This window comes from Pseudomonas sp. S35, assembly GCF_009866765.1.
Taxonomy (GTDB): domain Bacteria; phylum Pseudomonadota; class Gammaproteobacteria; order Pseudomonadales; family Pseudomonadaceae; genus Aquipseudomonas.
This window is the reverse complement of record NZ_CP019431.1, coordinates 6,536,844-6,558,405: the sequence shown is the minus strand read 5'-3', so window position 1 is coordinate 6,558,405 and position 21,562 is coordinate 6,536,844. Positions and strand designations below refer to the sequence as shown.

24 protein-coding genes are annotated in these 21,562 nt (G+C 62.9%); 14 read left to right on the top strand and 10 right to left on the bottom strand.

Annotated elements, in window-relative coordinates; genetic code table 11:
• The 7 genes from PspS35_RS29760 to cfaB all read left to right on the top strand — a co-directional run bounded on the left by PspS35_RS29760 (window position 1) and on the right by cfaB (window position 7,233).
• Entirely contained in the window at window positions 1-987 is a 987-nt protein-coding gene (locus PspS35_RS29760) for a protease modulator HflC (RefSeq protein ID WP_159937925.1), read from the top strand.
• Window positions 984-2,018: a protease modulator HflK gene (locus tag PspS35_RS29755; RefSeq protein WP_159937924.1), complete on the top strand. Its 1,035-nt coding sequence runs from the start codon at window positions 984-986 to the stop codon at window positions 2,016-2,018. Before PspS35_RS29760 ends, PspS35_RS29755 begins: the two co-directional genes overlap by 4 nt.
• Window positions 2,015-3,901: a cation-translocating P-type ATPase gene (locus PspS35_RS29750; protein WP_159937923.1), complete on the top strand. Its 1,887-nt coding sequence runs from the start codon at window positions 2,015-2,017 to the stop codon at window positions 3,899-3,901. Before PspS35_RS29755 ends, PspS35_RS29750 begins: the two co-directional genes overlap by 4 nt.
• A gap of 117 nt (window positions 3,902-4,018) precedes the next feature.
• The gene (locus PspS35_RS29745) at window positions 4,019-4,270 is read left to right on the top strand and encodes a hypothetical protein (RefSeq protein WP_159937922.1); all 252 of its coding nucleotides are present in this window, start codon (window positions 4,019-4,021) and stop codon (window positions 4,268-4,270) included.
• A 67-nt stretch (window positions 4,271-4,337) separates the two neighbouring features.
• A complete protein-coding gene (locus tag PspS35_RS29740; protein ID WP_159937921.1) occupies window positions 4,338-5,183 on the top strand; it encodes a DUF692 domain-containing protein in 846 nt (281 codons plus the stop codon).
• Window positions 5,174-5,962 carry a DNA-binding domain-containing protein gene (locus tag PspS35_RS29735; protein WP_159937920.1) on the top strand — a complete coding sequence of 263 codons (789 nt, stop codon included), beginning with the start codon at window positions 5,174-5,176 and terminating at the stop codon, window positions 5,960-5,962. Before PspS35_RS29740 ends, PspS35_RS29735 begins: the two co-directional genes overlap by 10 nt.
• 86 nt (window positions 5,963-6,048) lie before the next feature.
• Window positions 6,049-7,233 carry a C17 cyclopropane fatty acid synthase CfaB gene (cfaB, locus tag PspS35_RS29730; RefSeq protein WP_159937919.1) on the top strand — a complete coding sequence of 395 codons (1,185 nt, stop codon included), beginning with the start codon at window positions 6,049-6,051 and terminating at the stop codon, window positions 7,231-7,233.
• A 47-nt stretch (window positions 7,234-7,280) separates the two neighbouring features.
• Here the strand turns inward: cfaB and cls are convergent, their stop codons facing one another.
• Window positions 7,281-8,720: a cardiolipin synthase gene (gene cls, locus PspS35_RS29725; protein ID WP_159937918.1), complete on the bottom strand. Its 1,440-nt coding sequence runs from the start codon at window positions 8,718-8,720 to the stop codon at window positions 7,281-7,283.
• A 130-nt stretch (window positions 8,721-8,850) separates the two neighbouring features.
• On the opposite strand from cls, the gene PspS35_RS29720 reads away from it, so the two are divergent.
• Window positions 8,851-9,372, top strand: coding sequence for a DUF3617 domain-containing protein (locus PspS35_RS29720; RefSeq protein ID WP_159937917.1), 522 nt, complete (start codon window positions 8,851-8,853; stop codon window positions 9,370-9,372).
• A 25-nt stretch (window positions 9,373-9,397) separates the two neighbouring features.
• On the opposite strand, the gene PspS35_RS29715 is transcribed toward PspS35_RS29720, so the two are convergent.
• Genes PspS35_RS29715 through folE2 form a run of 7 tightly spaced genes read right to left on the bottom strand, consistent with a single transcriptional unit; the run spans window position 9,398 to window position 15,017 of the window.
• Complete coding sequence (locus tag PspS35_RS29715) at window positions 9,398-10,735, bottom strand: dihydroorotase (protein ID WP_159937916.1); 1,338 nt, start codon at window positions 10,733-10,735, stop codon at window positions 9,398-9,400.
• A 3-nt stretch (window positions 10,736-10,738) separates the two neighbouring features.
• A complete protein-coding gene (locus tag PspS35_RS29710; protein ID WP_048721911.1) occupies window positions 10,739-11,299 on the bottom strand; it encodes a DapH/DapD/GlmU-related protein in 561 nt (186 codons plus the stop codon).
• Window positions 11,296-11,709: a phosphoribosyl-AMP cyclohydrolase gene (gene hisI, locus PspS35_RS29705; RefSeq protein ID WP_159937915.1), complete on the bottom strand. Its 414-nt coding sequence runs from the start codon at window positions 11,707-11,709 to the stop codon at window positions 11,296-11,298. Before hisI ends, PspS35_RS29710 begins: the two co-directional genes overlap by 4 nt.
• Entirely contained in the window at window positions 11,706-12,584 is an 879-nt protein-coding gene (locus PspS35_RS29700; RefSeq protein WP_159937914.1) for a metal ABC transporter substrate-binding protein, read from the bottom strand. The genes hisI and PspS35_RS29700 overlap by 4 nt, the downstream gene beginning before the upstream one ends.
• An 11-nt stretch (window positions 12,585-12,595) precedes the next feature.
• Window positions 12,596-13,462: a metal ABC transporter permease gene (locus PspS35_RS29695; RefSeq protein WP_159937913.1), complete on the bottom strand. Its 867-nt coding sequence runs from the start codon at window positions 13,460-13,462 to the stop codon at window positions 12,596-12,598.
• Window positions 13,462-14,130, bottom strand: a complete 669-nt coding sequence (locus tag PspS35_RS29690; protein ID WP_159937912.1) for a metal ABC transporter ATP-binding protein — start codon at window positions 14,128-14,130, stop codon at window positions 13,462-13,464. Before PspS35_RS29690 ends, PspS35_RS29695 begins: the two co-directional genes overlap by 1 nt.
• Window positions 14,127-15,017 (bottom strand): GTP cyclohydrolase FolE2, encoded by an 891-nt coding sequence (gene folE2, locus PspS35_RS29685; protein ID WP_159937911.1) that lies wholly within the window; start codon window positions 15,015-15,017, stop codon window positions 14,127-14,129. The genes PspS35_RS29690 and folE2 overlap by 4 nt, the downstream gene beginning before the upstream one ends.
• Before the next feature lie 128 nt (window positions 15,018-15,145).
• On the opposite strand from folE2, the gene PspS35_RS29680 reads away from it, so the two are divergent.
• The gene (locus tag PspS35_RS29680; RefSeq protein WP_159937910.1) at window positions 15,146-16,348 is read left to right on the top strand and encodes an N-acetylmuramoyl-L-alanine amidase; all 1,203 of its coding nucleotides are present in this window, start codon (window positions 15,146-15,148) and stop codon (window positions 16,346-16,348) included.
• Here the strand turns inward: PspS35_RS29680 and PspS35_RS29675 are convergent.
• Window positions 16,345-16,713 (bottom strand): glutamine synthetase, encoded by a 369-nt coding sequence (locus PspS35_RS29675; protein ID WP_159937909.1) that lies wholly within the window; start codon window positions 16,711-16,713, stop codon window positions 16,345-16,347. The two genes, PspS35_RS29680 and PspS35_RS29675, sit on opposite strands and share 4 nt — an antisense overlap.
• A gap of 125 nt (window positions 16,714-16,838) precedes the next feature.
• On the opposite strand from PspS35_RS29675, the gene dksA reads away from it, so the two are divergent.
• The 4 genes from dksA to PspS35_RS29655 are packed head-to-tail and all read left to right on the top strand — an operon-like array spanning window position 16,839 to window position 20,127.
• Window positions 16,839-17,243, top strand: coding sequence for an RNA polymerase-binding protein DksA (dksA, locus tag PspS35_RS29670; protein ID WP_159937908.1), 405 nt, complete (start codon window positions 16,839-16,841; stop codon window positions 17,241-17,243).
• A gap of 27 nt (window positions 17,244-17,270) precedes the next feature.
• Window positions 17,271-18,476 carry a zinc metallochaperone GTPase ZigA gene (zigA, locus tag PspS35_RS29665; RefSeq protein WP_159937907.1) on the top strand — a complete coding sequence of 402 codons (1,206 nt, stop codon included), beginning with the start codon at window positions 17,271-17,273 and terminating at the stop codon, window positions 18,474-18,476.
• Complete coding sequence (locus PspS35_RS29660; RefSeq protein ID WP_159937906.1) at window positions 18,476-19,120, top strand: DUF1826 domain-containing protein; 645 nt, start codon at window positions 18,476-18,478, stop codon at window positions 19,118-19,120. The genes zigA and PspS35_RS29660 overlap by 1 nt, the downstream gene beginning before the upstream one ends.
• Before the next feature lie 44 nt (window positions 19,121-19,164).
• On the top strand, window positions 19,165-20,127 hold the full coding sequence (locus PspS35_RS29655) for a CobW family GTP-binding protein (RefSeq protein ID WP_159937905.1): 963 nt from the start codon (window positions 19,165-19,167) through the stop codon (window positions 20,125-20,127).
• Here PspS35_RS29655 and PspS35_RS29650 read toward each other — a convergent pair.
• Window positions 20,121-20,516 (bottom strand): DUF3301 domain-containing protein, encoded by a 396-nt coding sequence (locus PspS35_RS29650; protein ID WP_159937904.1) that lies wholly within the window; start codon window positions 20,514-20,516, stop codon window positions 20,121-20,123. The two genes, PspS35_RS29655 and PspS35_RS29650, sit on opposite strands and share 7 nt — an antisense overlap.
• A gap of 117 nt (window positions 20,517-20,633) precedes the next feature.
• Between PspS35_RS29650 and pdxY the strand changes: the two genes are divergently transcribed.
• Window positions 20,634-21,506, top strand: coding sequence for a pyridoxal kinase PdxY (gene pdxY / locus PspS35_RS29645; RefSeq protein WP_159937903.1), 873 nt, complete (start codon window positions 20,634-20,636; stop codon window positions 21,504-21,506).
• The last annotated feature ends 56 nt before the right edge of the window (window positions 21,507-21,562 follow it).

Here is a 21,562-nt window from a genome sequence, read left to right as displayed (position 1 = left end):
TTGAGCGCTCATTCTCACGATCACGGTCATCACCATCATCACGGCCACCACCATCACGGTGACGAGCACGCTGCTGGCCCCTTCCCTTGGCGGCGCATGGCTTGGGCCGTGTTGCTGGTGCTGTTTGCGGTCGCGGCGGCCAGCCTGGTGCAGGTGCGTTCCGGCGAAGCCACGGTGATCACCCGCTTTGGCAACCCGTCGCGGGTGTTGCTGGAACCGGGCCTGGGCTGGCGCTGGCCGGCGCCGTTCGAAGCGGCGATCCCGGTGGACCTGCGCTTGCGCACCACCTCCAGCGGCTTGCAGGACGTGGGCACGCGCGACGGCCTGCGCATCATCGTGCAGGCCTATGTGGCGTGGCAGGTGCAGGGCGACGCCGACAATGTGCAGCGCTTTATGCGCGCGGTGCAGAACCAGCCCGATGAAGCGGCGCGGCAGATTCGCACCTTCGTTGGCTCGGCGCTGGAAACCACGGCGGCCAGTTTTGACCTGTCCAGCCTGATCAACACCGACGCCAGCCAGGTACGCATCGCCGATTTCGAGGCGCAGTTGCGCCAGCAGATTGATCAACAATTGCTCACCACCTATGGCGTACGCGTGGCCCAGGTCGGTATCGAGCGCCTCACGTTGCCGTCGGTGACGCTGACTGCCACCGTCGACCGCATGCGTGCCGAGCGCGAAACCATCGCCACCGAACGCACCGCCGTGGGCAAGCGCGAAGCGGCGCAGATCCGTTCTGCCGCCGAGCGCGACGCGCGCATCGTGCAGGCCGACGCCACGGTGAAAGCCGCCGATATCGAAGCGCAATCGCGGGTTGAGGCCGCGCAGATTTACGGGCGGGCCTACGCCGCTAATCCGCAGCTGTATAACCTGCTGCGCTCGCTGGACACCTTGGGCACGGTGGTGACGCCTGGCACCAAGATCATCCTGCGCACCGACGCCGCGCCGTTCCGTGCGCTGGTGGACGGGCCGAAGGACGCCCAGCCATGACCGAGCGTGACAGCCCGGACAGCCCGTGGATCCAGGCCGGGCGCCTGACCTTCATGGCGCTGTACGCGGTGACGGTGTTGGCGGCGTTGGCCTGGGCGTTTTCCAATGTGCGCCAGATCGACCCGCAGAACCGCGCCGTGGTGCTGCACTTCGGCGCCCTCGACCGCATTCAGAATGCGGGCTTGCTGTTGGCCTGGCCGCAGCCGTTCGAGCAGGTGGTGTTGCTGCCCGCCGCCGACCGTGTGATCGAGCGTCGAGTAGACAACCTGCTGCGTTCCGATGCGGCGGTGCAGGCCGACCGCGTGGCCAGTTTCGCCACGCCGCTGAGCGATGCGCTGGCCGGTTCCGGTTACCTGCTGACCGGCGATGCCGGGGTGGTGCAACTGGATGTGCGGGTGTTCTACAAGGTCACCGAACCGTACTCCTTTGTGTTGCAGGGCGCGCACGTGTTGCCGGCCTTGGATCGCCTGGTCACGCGCAGCGCCGTGGCCCTGACGGCAGCGCGGGACCTGGACACGATTCTGGTGGCGCGCCCCGAACTGATCGGCAGCGACAACGGCGCCGCCGAACGTCGCGAGCGGTTACGCGGTGATCTGGTGCAAGGCATCAATCAGCGGCTGGCGGCGTTGACCGGCAGCGGCTTGGGCTTGGGTATCGAAGTCACGCGCGTGGATGTGCAATCGAGTTTGCCGGGCCCGGCGGTGAACGCGTTCAATGCGGTGCTGACGGCCAGCCAGCAAGCCGATAAAGCCGTAGCCAACGCGCGTACCGACGCCGAAAAGCTCACCCAAACCGCCAACCAGGAGGCGGATCGCGTGGTGCAGGTGGCCCACGCCCAGGCCAGCGAGCGCTTGGCCAATGCCAAGGCGCAAACCGCCACGGTCGCCAGCCTCGCCCAGGTCAAAGACCCAGGTTTGCTGTTGCGGCTTTACCGCGAGCGCCTGCCGAAGATTCTCGGCCAGGCGGGCTCCGTGACCACGGTCGACCCTAAAGACGACTCCCGCTTGATCATCCAGGGAGCCGAGCAATGAGCGCACCTATGTTGACCTCCGCCGAGCAGCGCAGCGCTGCCCGCCAACTCACCCTGGCCATGCTGGCCTTGGGGTTGCTCGTGCTCGGCCTGGTGTGGCGCTGGCTGGCGCCGGACCAGACGGGCGTCAGTCAGCTGTTGCTGGGTGTGGCATCGCTGTTGGTGGCCGTGCCGGTGATGCGTTCGGCGTGGTACAGCCTGCGGTTCCCCAGTTTGCATGGGATCACCGACCAACTTATCGCCCTGGCCATGCTGGGCGCCTGGGCCACCGGCGACCTGCTGACCGCCGCGTTGCTGCCGATCATCATGATCTTCGGCCATGTGCTGGAAGAACGCAGCGTGATCGGCTCCCAGGAGGCGATCCACGCCCTGGGCAAATTGACCCGCAGCCATGCACGGCGGGTGCAGGCCGACGGCAGCATTGTCGAAGTGGATAACGGCCTGTTGAACACCGGCGATATCGTCGAAGTGCGCGCCGGTGACCGCGTGCCTGCCGACGGTGTGGTGCTGTCGGGGCAGGCGAGCCTGGACACGGCGCCGATCACCGGTGAGTCGGTACCGCTGGAAGCCAGTGTCGGTGTGCAGGTATTCGGTGGGGCGATCAACCTCGACGGTCTGCTGCGCCTTGAAGTGACGCGTACCGGCAACGAATCGACCTTGGGCAAGGTCATCGCGCTGATGCAGAACGCCGAGCGGTCCAAGCCGCCGATCACGCGGCTGCTGGAGCGTTATGCGGGCAGCTATATGGTGTTGGTGCTGCTGCTGGCGGCGGTCACCTGGTTTGTGACCCATGATGCCCAGGCGATGCTCGCCGTGCTGGTGGCGGCATGCCCGTGTGCGCTGGTGTTGTCGGCGCCGGCCACGGCGATTGCCGGCATTGCCGTGGCGGCGCGCCATGGGATTCTGATTCGCAGCTCGGCGTTCCTCGAAGAGCTGGCGGATTTGACCTCGCTGGTGGTCGACAAGACCGGCACCCTGACGTTTGGCACGTTGCGTTTGCAGTCCATCGAGACCTCGTCGACGGATCGCCAGGCGCTGCTAAACCTGGCGGCCAGCCTGGGCTCGGCGAGCAGCCACCCGGTCAGCCGCGCGCTGGCGGGGTTGGCGACTCAGGCACAGCAGTTGGGGTTGACTGACATCCGCGAACGCCAGGGTCTGGGCGTGGTGGCCCAGACCGAACAGGGCGAAGCCGCGCTTGGACGGCCGGAGCTGTTCGGGCAATTGGGCATCGCCACCACGGCGGTGCCCAACCATGACGGCCCGATTGCCGGGTTGGCGCTGAACGGGCAATTTCTCGCCTGGCTGCTGTTGGCCGACAGCGTCAAGCCGGAAGCGCGCCAAGCTTTGCAGGAACTGCGCGAGCTGGGACTTGGGCGCCAGTTGCTGTTGACCGGCGACCGTCAGAGCGTGGCCGACAAACTGGCGCTGGATGTAGGCATCAGCGATGTCGACGCCCAGGCGTTGCCCGAGGACAAGCTCAACCGCGTGCTGGGGGAGATCGGCAGCGGCTTCCGGCCAATGGTGGTGGGCGATGGGATCAACGACTCCCTGGCGCTCAAGGCCGGCGTGGTGGGCGTGGCGATGGGGGCGGGCGGGGCGGATATCGCGCTGGCCTCGGCGGACGTGGTGTTGATCGGCAGCGACTTGCGACGGTTGGGCACCTGTGTGCGCTTGAGTCGCCAGTGCCGGCACACGTTGCAGGTCAATGTGATCATCGGTCTGGGCTGGACGCTGGCGATCGTGGTGTTCGCCGCGTTTGGCTGGTTGGGTGCGGCCGGCGCAATGATTGCGGCGGTGTTGCACAACCTCAGCACGCTGCTGGTGCTGGGTAACGCCGGGCGTCTGTTGCGCTTCCACGAGCCGCTGTTGAAGCTCGACGAATAATTTTCAGAAATATTTGCACACGGCTGTAACGCCGCTGGGGGGGCTCACTCTAGTGGTGTGTCGAGACTGAACAATCCGTTCAGACCGACTCCACCACCGATCATGAGGAATACCACAATGAACATTAAATCCGCTGCTGCTGGTGCTGCTCTGGCGATGGCCGCCGCTACCATGTTTGCCGGTGTTGCCACCCAGGTACAAGCGGCTGACGCGCCAGTGCATTGCTACGGCGTGACCTCCTGCAAAGGCATGAACGACTGCAAGACCAAGGACAACGCGTGCAAGGGTCAAGGCGCCTGCAAAGGCATGGGTTTCAAGGCCATGACCAAGGCAGCCTGTGACGCGGCTGGCGGTAAAGTCGGCGAATAACCGGCAAGCGAGTGCAACCGCAGCGCCAGCCCCCCTGCGCTGCGGACACTTTCCCCAGGAGTCAGTCATGTCCGCTTCCCTTCCAAGTCTGGGTTACGGCCTGGGTTTACGCAGTGAGTACTACCAGCAGATCCTGGAACAATCGCCGGCCGTGGATTGGTTCGAGGTGATCTCCGAGAATTATCTGGTGCAGGGCGGCAAAGCCTTGTACTTCCTGGACGCGATAGCCGAGCGTTATCCCCTGGTGATGCACGGGGTGTCCTTGTCCATTGGCGGGCCGCACGCCCTCGATAGCGACTACCTGAAACAGATCAAACAGCTCGCCGAGCGTATCCAGCCGGCCTGGGTTTCCGATCACCTGTGCTGGAGCCGCGGCAGTGCGCACCAGTTGCATGACCTGCTGCCGCTACCCTACACCAAAGAAAGCCTCTACCACGTGGCCGGTCGCGTACGCCAAGTGCAGGACGTGTTGCAGCGCCCGCTGGTGCTGGAAAACGTCTCCAGCTACGTGCGCGCCAAGGCGGATGAATTCACCGAGTGGGAATTTCTCAACGCCCTGGCCCATCTGTCGGGGTGCCAGTTGTTGCTCGACGTGAACAATGTGTACGTCAGCTCGCGCAACCACGGCTTCGATGCCTGGACCTTTATTCGCAACCTGCCGCAAGAAAGCATCCGCCAACTGCACCTGGCCGGGCATGTGGACTATGGCGACTACGTGGTCGATACCCACGATCATCCGGTGTGTGATCCGGTGTGGGCGCTGTATCAACAGACCCTGGAACACCTGGGGCCGGTTTCGACGCTGCTGGAGCGTGATGACCATTTCCCGCCGTTCGAAGAGCTGCTCACCGAGTTGAGCAAGGCACGCGAACTCGGCGCCACGGCCTTGGCCAGGAGAGCGGCATGCGCCTGACCGATTGGCAGTTGGCCTTCGAACAGCATTTATTGGCCCCAACGCCTGACGCCGACAGTGGCTTCGCCGCCACCTTGTTGGGTGGGCCGACGCTGGATGTCGACACCGGCCTGGCGATCTACCACAACGCCTATATCGCGCGGTTGCAGGACGTGTTGCGGCATGACTTCAGCGCCATCCTCTATTGGCTGGGGGATGATGAGTTTGCGGCGCTGACCCACGCGTATGTGCGCCGTTACCCGTCGGCCCATTTCAGCCTGCGTTGGTTGGGCGAACGGTTTGCGACGTTTATCCACGAGCACTTGGTGGCCGAGCAAAGTATGGCGCTGGCGGAACTGGCCCAGCTGGAGTGGGCGTTTACCCTGGCGTTCGATGCGCCGCAAGGTGAGCCGTTGGCCCTGAGTGACATGGCGCTGCTGCAGCCCGAAGATTGGCCGGGTTTGCAGTTCGCCCTGACGCCGTCCGTGCAGCAGCGTTTGTGCCACTTCAACAGCGTGGCCCTCTGGCGTGCCAGCAAGGATGGGGTGGATTTCCCCGGCAGCCATTCCCTGGAACTCCCCCAGATCTGCCTGGTATGGCGCCATCAGAATGGCTGCCACTACCGCAGCCTGGAACCCGCAGAAGCCTTTGCCCTGATGGGCATGGTGACGACCGGTTGGACCTTTGCCGAACTGTGCGAACAACTGGCAGTCACTTATGCAGAGGGTGCGCCGCTGCAGGCTGTTACATGGCTGAAACAGTGGGTCCAGGACGGTTTGCTCGAACGCCGAGCCCCATAGAAGAGGGCTATCAAATCGATAGCCTCCTACTTTTATTGGGATGGTCTACCCTCACTTCAGACGTCTGAAACAAGGGGGGACTACTCATGCTCGCGCAACTTCCACCGGCCTTACAGAATCTTCAGCTACCGCTGCGTCTGCGACTCTGGGACGGCCATGAATTCAACCTGGGCCCCGAGCCCAGCGTGACCATCGTGGTGAAGGACCCCACGGTCGTCTCGCAACTGACCCATCCCACGCTCGACGCATTGGGTGAAGCCTTCGTCGAGGGCAAACTGGAGTTGGAAGGCTCCATCAGTGAAGTGATCCGGGTCTGTGATGAGCTGAGCCATGCCCTGATCGAGGACGATGGCGGCAGCCATCCGGTGCGCTCGATCCACGACAAGGCTACGGACGCCGCGGCCATTTCCTACCATTACGACCTGTCCAATGCCTTCTACCAGCTGTGGCTGGACCAGGACATGGCGTACTCCTGCGGTTATTTCGAAACCGGCAGCGAATCCATCGACCAAGCCCAACAAGACAAATTCCGTCACCTGTGCCGCAAGCTGCGCTTGCAGCCGGGCGAGTATTTGCTGGATGTCGGCTGCGGCTGGGGCGGGCTGGCGCGGTTTGCGGCGCGGGAGTTCGGGGTGAAAGTGTTTGGCATCACCCTGAGCAAGGAGCAGTTGGCATTGGCTCGCGAACGGGTAAAAGCCGAGGGCCTGGCGGATCAGGTCGACCTGCAACTGCTCGACTACCGCGACCTGCCCCAGGACGGCCGTTTCGACAAAGTGGTGAGCGTGGGCATGTTCGAACACGTCGGCCACGCCAACCTGGCGCAGTATTGCCAGACCCTGTTCGGCGCGGTGCGTGAAGGTGGCCTGGTGATGAACCACGGCATCACCGCCAAGCACACCGACGGCCGCCCGGTAGGCCGAGGCGCAGGTGAGTTTATCGAACGTTACGTGTTCCCCAACGGCGAGCTGCCGCACCTGGCGATGATGACCGCCGAGATCAGCGAAGTCGGGTTGGAAGTGGTCGACGTCGAAAGCCTGCGCTTGCACTACGCACGCACCCTGGACCATTGGAGCGAGCGCCTGGAAGACAACCTGGAAGCCGCGGCGAAGCTGGTGCCGGCACAGGCGTTGCGGATCTGGCGGCTCTACCTCGCGGGTTGTGCGTATGCGTTTGCGCGGGGTTGGATCAACCTGCACCAGATCCTCGCGGTCAAACCCCATGCCGATGGCAGCCATGAACTGCCGTGGACGCGCGAGGATCTGTACCGCTGAGTGGGAGGGGGTAAACCCCCTCCCACATTTTGTTTTGTGTTGTCGGGTTAAAGGATTGGTGAGATCAAACGCGCCACCCGCATCCCCAGTTGCTGCAGGCGCCGGGTTTCGCGGCTTTCTTCCTGGCTGACTTCATGGGCCAGGGCAAAGTCGTCCAGCAGCATCTGTTCGACTTCCTTGGCGAAGGCTTCATCGACGGTCAGCAACATCACTTCAAAATTCAGCCGGAACGAGCGGTTGTCCATGTTGGCACTGCCGATGGCGCTGATTTCGCTGTCCACCAACACCACCTTCTGGTGCAGAAAGCCCGGCGTGTAGCGGAACACGCGCACCCCGGCGCGCACGGCTTCGATGGCGTAGAGGCTGGAGGCGGCATACACGATGCGATGGTCGGGGCGCGAGGGCAGCAGCAGACGTACGTCGACACCGCGCAGCACCGCCAGGCGCAGGGCGGCGAACACTGCTTCATCGGGGATGAAATACGGGCTGGTGATCCACACCCGCTCGGTCGCCGCGTGGATGGCCTCGACAAAAAACAGCGAGCAGGTTTCGTACGGATCGGCCGGGCCGCTGGCGAGTAGCTGGCAGAGCACACCGTCTTCGGGATACGCGTCCGGCAGGATCAGCGGCGGCAGTTCCCGTGCGGCCCAGAACCAGTCTTCGGCAAACGATTCCTGCAGGCACGCCACCACCGGGCCCGTGACCTGCACATGGGTATCGCGCCACGGCGCCAATGGCGGTTTCTTGCCCAGGTATTCATCACCCACGTTATGCCCGCCGACAAACCCGGTGAGGCCATCCACCACCACGATTTTGCGATGGTTGCGGAAGTTGACCTGGAAGCGGTTGAGCCAGCCGCTGCGGGTGGCGAAGGCCTTGACCTGCACGCCGGCGTCGCGCAGCGATTGCACATAGCGATGGGGCAGGGCGTGGCTGCCGATGCGGTCGTAGAGTACGTAGATGCTCACGCCTTGGGCGGCTTTTTCCTTCAGCAGCGCATGAAGTTGCTGGCCCAGGTCGTCGTCATGAATGATGAAAAATTGAAACAGCACCGCCGTCTTGGCGTGGCGGATCGCGTCGAAGATCGCGCTGAAGGTGGCGTCGCCATTCACCAGCAGGCGCACTTCATTGTTGGCCAGGCACGGCATGCGCCCCAGTTTGGGCATGGCGCGCAACGAGGCGTAGGCACTGGAATTGCGCGCGGCCAGGGCCTCTTCGACCCAGGGGCGCCAGTTCAGCTCGGTGATGGCGGTGTGCATTTCCTGGTTGGCCTGGCGACGGGCCTGGATGTACGCGTCGAAGGTGCTGCGGCCGAAGATCAGGTAGGGGATCAGCGTGAGGTAGGGCATGAACATCAGCGACAAGGCCCAGGCGATAGAGCCTTGGGCGGTCCTGACGGTCAGCACCGCATGGATCGCGGCCAGTGTCCCGAGAAAGTGCAACGTGGCAATGAAGTAGGCGAGCAGGTGCGGGCCAAAGAAATCCATGGACGACGGTACTCCAGGCAATCCAATGCCTAACAGACCATGTTCGGCTGTGAATGTCGCTATTTTATTTGGCGTGCAACACTGGCGCCTTTGCAGCGTCTAACGCCCACAATTGCCCAGGAGTTACCCGATGAATGCTCGTCTGCTCTGTTTATCCATAGTTGTTGGTTTGTCGCTGCCGGTGGCAGCACAGGCGCAGATGCTGGCGCCGGGCTTGTGGGAATTGACCACCAGCAATATGAAAGTCGATAACCAGGACCTGCCGGATTTGTCGCTGATCCTCGGTCAGCTCAAGCAACAGATGACCCCTGAACAACGCGCCATGCTGGAGAAACAAGGCATCACCATGGCCGGCAAAGGCGTACAGATGTGCCTCACGCCCGCGCAGGTCGCGTCTGACTCGATTCCCCTGACCGACCCGCAATCGGGCTGCAAACAGCAAGTCACCGACAAAACCGGCAACCAGTGGAAATTCCGCTTCAGTTGCCCGAAAGCCCAGGGCACCGGTGTCGCCACGTTCCAAAGCCAGAAAGAATTCACCACCACCGTCAACGGCACCTTCAATGCCACCGGCATCCAGCAGAAGGGCAGCCTGGACACTCACGCGCAGTGGTTGGGCAACGAGTGCGGTACGGTCAAACCCCGCGCTTAACCCGTAGGCGCGAGCAAGCTCGCGCCTACCTTAGGAAATGCAGGGGTAAACCTTGGCAGCTATCGACTACTTGGCCGTTGTGCCAGGCCAGGTGGCCGGAGACCAAGGTGGTACTGACGCTGTGGCGAAAGCGCCGTTCGGCAAAGGGCGTCCAACCGCAGCGGGCCAGGATTGGCTCGTCGGCAACCGGCTTGCCGTCGGGCTCGGGTTTGATCAGCACCAGATCGGCCCAATACCCTTCACGCAGATAGCCACGGTCCGGGATCGCAAACAGGTCGGCGACCCGGTGGCTGGTCTTCGCGACCAACGTGGTCAGCGGCAGCAGCCCGTCTGCCACCAACTCCAGTAACGCCGGCAACGCATGTTGCACCAGGGGCAACCCTGACGGTGCTTCGCGATACGCCAGTTGCTTTTGCGCCCAGGTATGCGGCGCATGGTCTGTGCCAATCACATCCAGACGATCACTCAATAACGCCTGGCGCAGCGCGTCGCGGTCGGCGCGGGTCTTGATCGCCGGGTTGCATTTGATCTGATGGCCGAGGCGGTGATAGTCGCGGTCATCGAAGAGCAGGTGGTGCACACACACCTCGGCCGTGATGCGTTTTTGGGCCAGGGGCTTGTCTTCGAACAGTTCGAGCTCGCGGGCGCTGGTGAGGTGCAGCACGTGCAGGCGCGTGCCGTGGCGCTTGGCCAATTCCACTGCAAAGGACGACGAGCGATAGCACGCCTCGGCATCGCGGATCAGCGGGTGGGCGACGGCGGGGATGTTATCGCCGAAACGCTCACGCAGGCGCAGTTCATTGGCCTGGATGCTCGGCGTGTGTTCGCAGTGGGCCAGGAGGATGGTCGGCACGTGGGCAAACAGCCGCTCCAGGATCCGTGGATCGTCCACCAGCATGTTGCCGGTGGAGGCGCCCATGAACACTTTGACCCCGGCCACCTGGCTCGGGTCGAGGGCGGCGACGGTGTCCAGGTTGTCGTTGCTCACGCCGAAGTGAAACCCATAGTTGGCCACCGAATGCAGGGCCGCACGGCGTTTTTTATCGGCCAGGGCCTCCAGGTTCAGGGTCGCTGGGCTGGTGTTGGGCATGTCCATCACGCTGGTAATGCCGCCCGCCACCGCCGCCCGGGACTCACTGTAGAAACTGCCTTTGTCCGGCGCGCCGGGGTCACGGAAATGCACCTGGTCATCGATCATGCCCGGCAACAGCCATTGGCCCTTGGCGTCGATGGCCAGCGGTGCGTCACACCCGGTGATGCTGCTGGCGATCTTTTCGATGCGGCCATTGGCGACCAGCACGTCGGCGTCGAAAACCTGGCCTTCATTGACCAGGCGGGCGTTACGAATCAACAGGCGGCTCATGGTTCAGAACTCGTTTTGCAGGGCTTTGTAGCCGCGCACCAGATCAACGTTGGTCCGCGCCACGTCTTCGGAAAACTCCGAGGCGCTGACGCTCACCGGCGGGAATTGCGACAGGTCGGTGTTGGGCCCGATGCGGGTGGTGGAGGGCACATAGAACGCGGCGGGCAGGTCGCGGCCATCGACCACCGAGTTGTGGCGCACCACGCAGCCATCGCCCACGGCGCAGTTGAACAGCACGCTGTTGAAGCCGATGAATACGCGGTCGCCCACACTGCACGGGCCGTGGACGATGGAGCGGTGGGCGATGGAGGTGAACTCGCCGATGGTCACGGCCGCGCCGGACTTGGAGTGGATCACCACGCCGTCCTGGATATTGGAATTGGCGCCGATGGTGATCGGGTCCATAGCGCCGCTGGCGTCGACTTCGTCGGCACGGATCACGGCGTAGGGGCCGACGAACACATTCTCGCCGATGATGACCTTGCCGCAGATGATCGCGGTCTTGTCGACGTAGGCCGATTCGGCAATCACCGGCAGATCGCCGGAAGGGTTCTTGCGGATCATGCGCTGGGCTCCGTGATGATGTGAATGTGGTCGCCATCGATGGCGTTGTAGAAACAGGTCGGTCGGCCGGTGTGGCAGGCCGGGCCCCGTTGGTTGACGATCAGCAGCACCGCGTCGCCGTCGCAATCCAGGCGGGCTTCTACCAACTGTTGCCTGTGGCCGGAGCTTTCTCCCTTGCGCCACAGTTGCTGGCGCGAGCGGGACCAGTAGCAGACTTGGCCGGTAGCCAGGGTTTCGCTGAGGGCCTGGCGGTTCATCCAGGCCAGCATCAGTACCGCGCCGCTGCCGTGTTGCTGGGCGATGGCGGCAATCAGGCCATCACGGTTCCACGGCAGGGCATCGAGCACCGGTTCGAGTGGAAAGCGACTGCCAATGGCCGCCCCTTCCAGTTCGAGCATGCTCAGGCTCATGGCTTACCCAGGGCCGCGCACAAGGTGTTGAGGTTGTATTCGAACAGCCCGGTGAAGGTGCTGGCCGGGCCTTCGGCGGCGAGGGCATCGGAGTACAGCGTGCCGCCGATCTGCGCGCCGCTTTCGTCAGCGATCTGCTTGAGCAGGCGCGAGTCCTTGATGTTTTCCATGAACACGGCCTTGACCTTGTCTTTGCGGATCTGGGTGATCAGCGCAGCGACTTCGGCGGCGGAAGGCTCACGTTCGGTGGACAAGCCCTGCGGCGCCAGGAACTGAATCCCGTAGGCCTGGCCCAGGTAACCGAAAGCGTCATGGGAGGTGACGATACGGCGGTTGCCCGGCGGCAATGCGCCGAACTTGGTCTTGGCTTCGGCGAGCAGGCGGTAGATCTCTTTCAGGTAGGTTTGGCTGTTGCGCTGGTAGTCGGCGGTGTTGGCCGGGTCGGCGGCGATCAGCGCCTTGGTGATGTTGTTGACGTAGATTTCGGCGTTGGCCAGGTTATGCCAGGCGTGCGGGTCGGGGATGGTTTCGCCGTCCTCTTCCATCGTGTGGGAGATCACGCCCTTACTGGCGGTGACCACGGTGGCTCGGGTTTCGGTGCTGGTCACCAGGCGGTCCAGCCACGGTTCGAAGCCCAGGCCGTTCTTGATGATCAGCTTGGCCTTGAGCAGCGCCTTGGCGTCGTCCGGCGTGGGCTCGTAGGTATGGGCGTCGGCGTCGGGGCCGACCATGTTGCTGATCTGGATGTGATCGCCACCGATCTGGTGGGTGATGTCATCGAGAATACTGAAGCTGGTAACCACCTGGAGTTTGTCGGCGGCCTGGGCCATCGACAGCGGCAGCAGCAGACTGAACAGCACGAGTAGAGCGCGCATCGGGAAACACCTCATTGGGATGTAAGCAGGGGTGGGCGGCGCAGTAAGCCGTGCACCGGACCGAAGACCACGGACAGCAGGTACCCAGCGCCCGCCACCAGCACAATCGCCGGGCCGCTGGGCAGTGAGTAGTAGAACGACAGCAACAAGCCAAGCCACACCGACAGGCATCCCAGCACCGCCGATACCGCAATCAACACCGGCAAACGCCGGCTCCAGAAACGTGAAGCGATGGCCGGCAACATCATCAAACCCACCACCATCAACGCGCCGATGGCCTGGAAACCGATCACCAGGTTGAGCACCACCAGGGTCAGGAACAGCCCGTGGGCCAGCGGGCCGAGGCGGCTGACGGTTTGCAGGAACAGCGGGTCGAGGGTGTCGAGCAGCAGCGGTTTGTAGATCAGCCCCATGGCGATCAGGCTGAACCCCGAGACCCAGAGCATGCCGGTGAGGGTGGTTGCGTCCACGGCCAGGGCCGAGCCGAACAGCAGGTGCAACAGGTCCAGGCGCTTGCCGGCGATGCCGAGGATCAGCACGCCGGCGGCCAGGGAAATGGGGTAGATGGCGGCGAGGCTGGCGTCTTCGCGCAGGCCGGTGCGGCGGGTGATCCAAGCGCAGAGGCCGGCCATGCTCAGGCCGGCGCCGAGGCCACCGATGGTCAGCGCTGGCAGGCTGAGCCCGGCGAACCAGAAGCCCAGTGCAGCGCCGGGCAGGATGCCGTGGGCCACGGCGTCACCGATCAGGCTCATGCGCCGCAGGATCAGGAAAACGCCCAGCGGCGCGGTGCTGCACGCGAGCACCAGCCCGCCGATCAGGGCGCGGCGCATGAACACGAAGTCGACAAAGGGCATCCACAGGTGGGCGGCGAAGTGCATCAGGCCACCTGCATTTGGGGTTGCGGGCGGATCAGCTGTTTGCTGTCGCCGAACGCACAGCCGGTGCTTTTGATGTGCAGCACCTGCTCGGTGTGGTGGCGTACGGACGTCAAGTCGTGGCAAACGATGACCAGCGTGCGGCCTTCGGCACGCCAGGCGTGGATGTGTTTCCAGCACAACGCCTGGCCCTCTTCATCGAGGGCCGCATGGGGTTCGTCGAGCAGCAACACCGGCGAATCGGCCAGGCTCATGCGGGCGAGCAGGGCGCGCTGCAGTTGGCCGCCGGACAAGGCCATCAATGGGCGCTGTTCCAGGCCGCTGAGGCACCAGTCTTCCAGCACGGCTTGCAGGCGCTGGCTGCGTTGTTGCGCGGTGAGTTGGGTGCCCCAGAAACCGGCGGCGACCAGTTCTTGCAGGCTGATGGGGAACTGGCGGTCCAGGTGTTGCTGCTGAGGCAAGAACGCCAGGCCGCCACGCCGTGGAACATTCACGAGCACCTTGCCGGCCAGCGGCTTTTGCAGCCCGGCGATGACTTTGAGCAGACTGCTTTTACCGCAGCCGTTGGGACCTATGACCCCAGTGAGGCTGCCTTTTTCCAGAGTGAAATCCACGGCGGGTGTGAGCGGTTGGCCGGGGGCGCCCCAGCGCAAAGCAGTGCAGGTGATCATGCAGGGTGTCTCGTCCAGCGGCTTTCAGCCACGGCATCGTGCGCGTGCAGGCTTTCGGCGTGGATCACTTTGAGGTGGAAGGCTTTGACGGCATCCGAGCGTTTCAAGGCGAGGTTCAGGCGGCGGGCGGCGTCTTCGCAGAACATCAGGTTCTGCCCGTTGGCCAGGGCGAAGGCTTGTTCGTCCGCCCGTTTCACCGCGGTTTGTACGGCGGTGCCGAGGGCGGCTTCGGCGTCGTTGATCAGGTCGGTCAGCGCCAAGTGTTCGCCTTGCAGGTATACGTGCAACTGCGCGCTACTGCGCTGGCTGTGGGGTGTGGCGACGATACCGTTGGCGCTGCCGAGCCAGGTCAGCATGGCTTCGTGCTGCAAAGGCTTGTCGGCGAAATCATCGATAAATTGCTGCTGAATCAACTGCCTGGCAAGGGCAGCGGAGCAAGGGCAGGTCGAGGAATACGTCACGTCAATTTTTTGTTCCACGTGGAACATCTGGTTTTCCAACCGGGCTTCAATGGTCACCGGGTAGCTCTTCCAGCCCGCTAATGGACTCACCAGCGCCGGACGTTTGAGCAACAGATGGGTGTGGATACGCAGGTAGGCGTTCTTAGATAAATCTTCATGACTGTCGAGAAAGCGCTGCAGTACATTGCGCAGAAGTGCAGGCGTGAGGGGCTGCTGGTCGAGCATTTCCAGCGCCAGGTACAGGCGTGACATATGAATGCCACGGGCGGTGCCATCGTCCAGGCTCACGCCGGCATCGGCAGTGGCGGTCAGGCGCTGACCGTCGATCAGGATCGGCAGGGCGATGCCGCACATGCCCACCCAATCGAGTGGCAAGGCTTGGCGTGAAGCCTGCGCGGCGATATCCGGCAGAGTCAGCGCATTCATGAGCAGGTCCATCGTTGGAAATAATTCGACATGTTATAGTATAACAATAGAGTCGACGATGAATTTTCTGCCCCGGCCTTTTTTCAGTCATGTCGAGTACGGACGCTCCTTTATCTGCGGTATTTGTCATGCACAGACGTCAGCTTCTCAATCTGCTCCTGGCCAGCCCCTTTTTCGTTTTGCCGTTCACGGCCCACGCCACGCAGATTCGTAACGCGCGTTTATGGCGCTCAGACGACAAGCTACGACTGGTGTTCGACCTCAGCGGGCCGGTGCACTACAAGACCTTCTCCCTGACCGCGCCGGAGCGCTTGATCATCGACCTCAGCGGCGCCGGGCTCAGTGGTGATTTTTCTCAACTTGAGCTGAAGAACAGCGGGATCACCGCGATTCGCTCGGGACATTTTGGCAAGGCGGATACGCGCATCGTGCTCGACCTGGCCGCACCGATGCAGCTCAACAGCTTTGTATTGCCGCCGCAGGACGGGCAGGGGCACCGGTTGGTGCTTGATCTCACCAGCGCCACTCAGGCGCCGCGTCAAATCGTGGCTCAATCGACATCGCCGGCAGAAAAAGCCCACCCCAAGCGCGACATCATGGTGGTGGTCGACCCTGGCCACGGCGGCAAAGACCCCGGCGCCATCGGCTCCAAGGGCCAGCGCGAAAAAGACGTGGTGTTGTCCATCGCCCAACTGTTGGCCAAGCGCCTGAAACGCGAGAAGGGCTTTGACGTGAAACTGGTGCGCAACGACGATTTCTTCGTGCCGCTGCGCAAGCGCGTGGACATCGCCCGCCAGCACAAGGCCGATATGTTTATCTCGGTGCACGCCGATGCCGCGCCACGGCTCACGGCTTGCGGGGCCTCGGTGTATGCCCTGTCGGAAGGCGGCGCCACCTCGGCCACGGCGCGTTTTATGGCCCAGCGCGAAAACGGCGCGGACCTGTTGGGTGCCACCACTTTGCTCGACCTGAAGGACAAAGACCCAATGCTCGCCGGGGTGATTCTCGACATGTCGATGAGCGCCACCATCGCCTCCAGCCTGCAACTGGGCAGCTCGGTGTTGGGCAGCCTGCAAAGCATCACCAGCCTGCATCAGAAGCGCGTGGAACAGGCCGGGTTCGCGGTGCTCAAGTCACCGGATGTGCCGTCGATCCTGGTGGAGACCGGGTTTATCTCCAACGCCCGGGACGCCCAGCGCTTAGTGACGGCGCGCCATCAACAGGCCGTGGCGGATGGCTTGTTCGACGGCCTGAAAAACTACTTCCAGAAGAACCCGCCGATGAACAGCTACATGGCGTGGGTGCAGGAACAGCAGAACGTTCAGGCCTAACAACCGGTAATGCGGCTGCAGGTGAACTTAGCGCTGGCGCCGCCGGAACTGGAAAACCGGTTGATGGTGGTCCAGCCCACGCGCCGTGTGTAGCCGACCCACGCCTCCCCATTCGAAGCCAAGCCAGTAAAAAACGTCAGTTGCCCGTAGCGGCTGTTGGTTTGTGCCCAATAGCGTTTGCCGACCACCTCGTAACCGCGCAAATACGTGGTGCTGCCCACCGTCGCCACGCTGTAGGCATTGCCCTGCGGATCGACACAGGCCAGCAGGTTGGCACTGCGCGTGCAGTTGGCCAGCGGATTCGGCGCTTGTGCACAGGCCGGCCCTGCCGCTGCCAGTAACAGGGCGCACACCAGGTATTTCATAAGAGTTCTCGGGGCAGTGAGGTGTTCAAGCATTGCGCCCTTCGTCGCAGCGAGCAAGGGGGATTGGCTTATTTGCATTGTTATACTATAACATCAAAGTACAGCCTGACCCGTGACCCGCTCCCATGACCGAACAAGACCTGCTGACCCAACCGCCTGCCGACTACATGAATGAAGCCCAGCAGGGCTTCTTTCGCGAACTGTTGCTGACTCAGCGCGCTGAACTGCAAGCGCGCATCGAAGGCGAATTCCTGGTCCTGCGCGAGCAGGAAACCAACAGCGACCCAGCCGATGTCGGCAGCGCCGAAGAGCAACGCCAATGGCAACTGCGCCTGCTGGAGCGGGAGAAGAAGCTGCTGGACAAGATCGACGACGCCCTCGAACTGCTGGCCCGTGGCGAATACGGCTGGTGCCGCGAAACCGGCGAACCCATTGGCTTGCAACGTCTGTTGCTACGCCCCACCGCCACCCTGTGTATCGAAGCCAAAGAACGTGAAGAGCTGCGCGAACGCCATAAACGGGCGATTTGACCGGCCGACCCTGATGAGGAATACCTGATGCCCAATCGTCTCCCCGTTACCGTGTTGTCTGGCTTTCTCGGCGCCGGTAAAAGCACATTGCTCAACTATGTCCTGCGCAACCGCGAAAACCTGCGAGTGGCAGTGATCGTCAACGACATGAGTGAAATCAACATCGACGGCAGCGAGGTACAGCGCGACGTCACGCTCAATCGCTCGGAAGAAAAACTGGTGGAGATGAGCAACGGCTGCATCTGCTGCACCTTGCGTGAAGACTTGCTGGAAGAAGTCGCAAAACTCGCCAAGGAAGGTCGGTTTGATTACCTGTTGATTGAGTCCACCGGTATCTCCGAACCGTTGCCAGTGGCTGAAACCTTCACCTTTCGTGATGAAAACGACCAGAGCCTGGCCGACATCGCGCGCCTGGACACTATGGTCACGGTGGTCGACGGCATGAACTTCCTGCTCGATTACCAGGCCGCCGAGAGCCTGGCCTCACGGGGCGAAACCCTGGGGGAAGAGGACGAGCGCTCGATCACTGACCTGTTGATCGAGCAGATTGAATTCGCCGATGTCATTTTGATCAGCAAGATCGACCTGATCAGCAGCCGCGAACGCGAAGAGTTGATGGCCATCCTTGAGCGCCTCAATGCCCAGGCGCACATCATCCCGATGGTCATGGGCGAAGTGCCGCTGCACAAGATCCTAAATACCGGCCTCTTCGACTTCGAGCGCGCCGCCCAAGCGCCAGGCTGGTTGCAGGAATTGCGCGGTGAGCATGTGCCGGAAACCGAAGAATATGGCATTGCCTCCACGGCGTATCGCGCGCGCCGCCCGTTCCATCCGCAACGTTTTTTCGACTTTATCGACCGGCCTTGGGTGAACGGCAAACTGCTGCGCTCCAAGGGTTTTTTCTGGCTGGCCAGCAAGCACCAGGATGCGGGCAGTTGGTCCCAGGCCGGTGGCTTGATGCGTCACGGATTTGCCGGGCGCTGGTGGCGTTTCGTACCAAAAAGCCAGTGGCCCCAGGACGAAGAGAGCGTCGCGGCGATCATGGGCAACTGGCACCTGAGCACCGGCGACTGTCGCCAGGAACTGGTGTTTATTGGGCAGAACATCGACTTCGCCCAAATGCGCGCAGCGCTCGACGCGTGCTTGCTCACCGATGAAGAAATGGCCGTGGGCGTCGAAGGTTGGCGCCTGTTGGCTGATCCGTTTGGTCCTTGGTATGAAGAGGCAGCCTGATGCTGGCACCGGTTATTCCCCTGCGCCCCGTGATTCGCCAGACCCGTGGTGAAACCCCGCTCGCGCTGTCCGACATCCTCGAAGACGGCGTGAACCTGGCACTCTGGCAGCGCCAGTTACCGCTGCATATCGCCGAGTTCGGCGCCTTGCTGGTGGCGCTCAACGAGCCGTTGGCCGACGCGATGGTGATCGAACTCAGCAGCGAAGATGCCGCGCCGAACTTGCACGGTTTGGCCGCCAGTTGTCGCGATCTTGAGGGTTATGATGGCTTTATCGCCGATGTGGCGTGGCTGGTCAGCGCCTTTGCCTGCCTGCTCGGCGCCAAGCGTATCGGCGTGCGCCTGCGGCTGTTGGATAAAGCCATGTGCCCACGTTTTCATGTTGATCACGTGCCGGTGCGGCTGATCACCACCTACGCCGGTGTCGGTAGCCAGTGGTTGCGTGAAGGCGTGATGGACCGGCGCAAGCTCAGCCAACCCGACGCCGAACCCTGCGAGCGTATCGAGCAGGTCCAATGCGGCGAAGTGGCCCTGCTCAAGGGCACCAAGTGGCATGGCAACGAAGGCCACGGCCTGATCCATCGCTCGCCCGCGCTGAAAGCGGATGAGCGCCGATTGATCCTGACGCTGGATTGGCTGGCGTAACCGCGTAGGATCAGACGTTCAACACAGTCTGAACGATGCCCCTGATGCTGCAGAACATTCCCACCCACGTGATTGCCGGGCCCTTGGGCGCCGGCAAGACCAGCCTGATCAAGCACCTGCTGGCCCAACGCCCGGCCAACGAGCGCTGGGCGGTGTTGATCAACGAGTTTGGGCAGATCGGCCTGGACGCCGCGCTGCTGACCCAGGACGCCGACGGCATTGCCCTGGGCGAAGTGGCCGGTGGCTGCCTGTGTTGTGTGAATGGTGCACCGTTCCAGGTAGGCCTGGGCCGACTGCTGCGTAAGGCCAAGCCGGATCGTTTGTTTATCGAACCTTCGGGCCTGGGCCATCCGGCGCAGTTGCTCAAACAGTTGCGCGAGGCGCCGTGGCAGACGGTGCTGGCGGTTCAGCCCTGTGTGCTGGTGTTGGATGCCCAAGCGCTCGCTGCGGGGAAACCCTTGCCGCAGGCGCAGCAAGAGGCGCTGGCCAGTGCCGGGCTTGTGGTATTGAACAAGGATGAGATGCTGGACGCTGCACAGCGCCAGGTCGTGGAGCGGCAGTTGCCCGATTGCCCGCGTTACTGGACCCGCCAAGCGCAGTTGCCGCTGGCGCAGTTGCCAGGTTTGCAAGCAACAGGGCGCGAAGCTGTGGATAAGTTCGAGGCGCCCACAGGCTTGGCGCAGATGCCTGCCGTCTGGAGCAGCCCAGCGTTGCCGATTTGTCTGAGCCAGGACCAGGAGGGCGGTTGGAGCATCGGTTGGCGCTGGCATCCCAGCCAGCAATTCGATACCCGGCGTCTGGCTCAGTGGCTGGCAGGCCTTGAGTGGCGCCGCGCCAAGCTGGTTATCCACAGCCGTGATACGTGGCTTTGCATCAACGCTGTGGATAACAGTTCGCTCACCTGGCAGCCCAGCGAATGGCGCCGCGACTCACGTATCGAACTGATCTTCAGCGCACCTCAGGACGTGGCCGCGTTGCAGGCCGCGCTGGCCGACTGCCGTTACTGACGGTTCTTGGTCGCGTGATCCTGGCGCCACTGGCTCAGCTCGATCACTTCGGCGCTGGGCAGCGCCTCCTTGGCTTCGAACGGGTAGGGCGCCAGTTCGATCTGTGCGCTGTGGGCGCCGAATTGAGTGATGGTCCCGCTGTGGCGGGACTCGCCCGTGACGGTGAATTCGAAGTTGTAGATCCGCGCCAGGCGCCGCCGACCGTTGCCATCCTTCACAAAACCGATGCGCTTCAACGCCACCGCGCCGTCGAGCAACTCGATATCGAGTTTGGCGCAATGCTGCTTGACCCGCGCCAGCGCCCGCTCGCGCAGGCCGTGGTTGTGCCAAACCCAGGCGGCGCCGGTCGCCAGCAGCATCAACACGAAGATGTTTCCCAGGGTCAGCATGCGAAAAACTCCAACAAAGTGAGAGCAGCTTAACTGTGTCGCCGGTCTGTCGTACAGGCTGCGTTTAGTCGCATACTGCGCGGCCAGAATTTCAATGGCTTTACGGAAATCCCCTGCATGAAACGCACACCTCATCTGCTTGCGATCCAGTCTCATGTGGTCTTTGGCCACGCCGGAAACAGCGCCGCCGTGTTCCCCATGCAGCGGGTCGGGGTGAACGTCTGGCCGCTGAACACGGTGCAGTTCTCCAACCACACCCAGTATGGCCAGTGGGCGGGCGAAGTGTTGGCGCCGCAGCAAATTCCGGCGCTGGTGGAAGGCATTGCCGCCATCGGCGAGCTGGGCAACTGCGATGCGGTGCTGTCCGGTTACCTGGGCAGCGCGGACCAGGGCCGGGCGATTCTCACCGGTGTGGCGCGGATCAAAGCCATCAACCCCAAGGCCTTGTACCTGTGCGACCCGGTGATGGGCCATCCGGAAAAAGGCTGCATCGTGCCCCAGGAAGTCAGTGATTTCCTGCTGGATGAAGCGGCGGCGATGGCCGACTTCCTGTGCCCCAACCAACTGGAACTGGACAGCTTTGCCGGGCGTAAGCCGCAGTCGCTGTTCGATTGCCTGAGCATGGCCAAGGCGTTGCTGGCACGCGGGCCCAAGGCCGTGCTGGTCAAGCACCTGGATTATCCAGGCAAGTTGCCGGAGGGTTTCGAGATGCTATTGGTGACCGCCGACGGCAGCTGGCACCTGCGTCGTCCGCTGCTGGCGTTCCCGCGCCAACCGGTGGGCGTAGGCGACCTGACGTCGGGGCTGTTCCTGGCGCGGGTGTTGTTGGGCGACAGCCTGCTGGCCGCTTTTGAGTTCACCGCAGCGGCGGTACACGAAGTGCTGCTGGAAACCCAGGCGTGTGCCAGTTATGAGTTGGAGTTGGTGCGCGCCCAGGACCGTATCGCCCATCCGCGCGTACGTTTTGAAGCCACCCCGATCGGCCTATAAGTACACAAAGCCCAATGTGGGAGGGGGCACGCCCCCTCCCACATTTGACCCGGTTT

Bases quoted from the DNA above. Each gene is read 5' to 3' on its own strand.
- cls (WP_159937918.1), bottom strand. From the start codon at position 8,720: ATGGATTTCTTTGGCCCGCACCTGCTCGCCTACTTCATTGCCACGTTG.
- zigA (WP_159937907.1), top strand. From the start codon at position 17,271: ATGCCCAATCGTCTCCCCGTTACCGTGTTGTCTGGCTTTCTCGGCGCC.
- PspS35_RS29740 (WP_159937921.1), top strand. From the start codon at position 4,338: ATGTCCGCTTCCCTTCCAAGTCTGGGTTACGGCCTGGGTTTACGCAGT.
- folE2 (WP_159937911.1), bottom strand. From the start codon at position 15,017: ATGAATGCGCTGACTCTGCCGGATATCGCCGCGCAGGCTTCACGCCAA.
- pdxY (WP_159937903.1), top strand. From the start codon at position 20,634: ATGAAACGCACACCTCATCTGCTTGCGATCCAGTCTCATGTGGTCTTT.
- cfaB (WP_159937919.1), top strand. From the start codon at position 6,049: ATGCTCGCGCAACTTCCACCGGCCTTACAGAATCTTCAGCTACCGCTG.
- PspS35_RS29650 (WP_159937904.1), bottom strand. From the start codon at position 20,516: ATGCTGACCCTGGGAAACATCTTCGTGTTGATGCTGCTGGCGACCGGC.
- PspS35_RS29735 (WP_159937920.1), top strand. From the start codon at position 5,174: ATGCGCCTGACCGATTGGCAGTTGGCCTTCGAACAGCATTTATTGGCC.
- PspS35_RS29680 (WP_159937910.1), top strand. From the start codon at position 15,146: ATGCACAGACGTCAGCTTCTCAATCTGCTCCTGGCCAGCCCCTTTTTC.
- PspS35_RS29720 (WP_159937917.1), top strand. From the start codon at position 8,851: ATGAATGCTCGTCTGCTCTGTTTATCCATAGTTGTTGGTTTGTCGCTG.
- PspS35_RS29675 (WP_159937909.1), bottom strand. From the start codon at position 16,713: ATGAAATACCTGGTGTGCGCCCTGTTACTGGCAGCGGCAGGGCCGGCC.
- PspS35_RS29655 (WP_159937905.1), top strand. From the start codon at position 19,165: ATGCTGCAGAACATTCCCACCCACGTGATTGCCGGGCCCTTGGGCGCC.
- dksA (WP_159937908.1), top strand. From the start codon at position 16,839: ATGACCGAACAAGACCTGCTGACCCAACCGCCTGCCGACTACATGAAT.
- PspS35_RS29710 (WP_048721911.1), bottom strand. From the start codon at position 11,299: ATGATCCGCAAGAACCCTTCCGGCGATCTGCCGGTGATTGCCGAATCG.
- PspS35_RS29715 (WP_159937916.1), bottom strand. From the start codon at position 10,735: ATGAGCCGCCTGTTGATTCGTAACGCCCGCCTGGTCAATGAAGGCCAG.
- PspS35_RS29750 (WP_159937923.1), top strand. From the start codon at position 2,015: ATGAGCGCACCTATGTTGACCTCCGCCGAGCAGCGCAGCGCTGCCCGC.
- hisI (WP_159937915.1), bottom strand. From the start codon at position 11,709: ATGAGCCTGAGCATGCTCGAACTGGAAGGGGCGGCCATTGGCAGTCGC.
- PspS35_RS29700 (WP_159937914.1), bottom strand. From the start codon at position 12,584: ATGCGCGCTCTACTCGTGCTGTTCAGTCTGCTGCTGCCGCTGTCGATG.
- PspS35_RS29755 (WP_159937924.1), top strand. From the start codon at position 984: ATGACCGAGCGTGACAGCCCGGACAGCCCGTGGATCCAGGCCGGGCGC.
- PspS35_RS29695 (WP_159937913.1), bottom strand. From the start codon at position 13,462: ATGCACTTCGCCGCCCACCTGTGGATGCCCTTTGTCGACTTCGTGTTC.
- PspS35_RS29745 (WP_159937922.1), top strand. From the start codon at position 4,019: ATGAACATTAAATCCGCTGCTGCTGGTGCTGCTCTGGCGATGGCCGCC.
- PspS35_RS29690 (WP_159937912.1), bottom strand. From the start codon at position 14,130: ATGATCACCTGCACTGCTTTGCGCTGGGGCGCCCCCGGCCAACCGCTC.
- PspS35_RS29660 (WP_159937906.1), top strand. From the start codon at position 18,476: ATGCTGGCACCGGTTATTCCCCTGCGCCCCGTGATTCGCCAGACCCGT.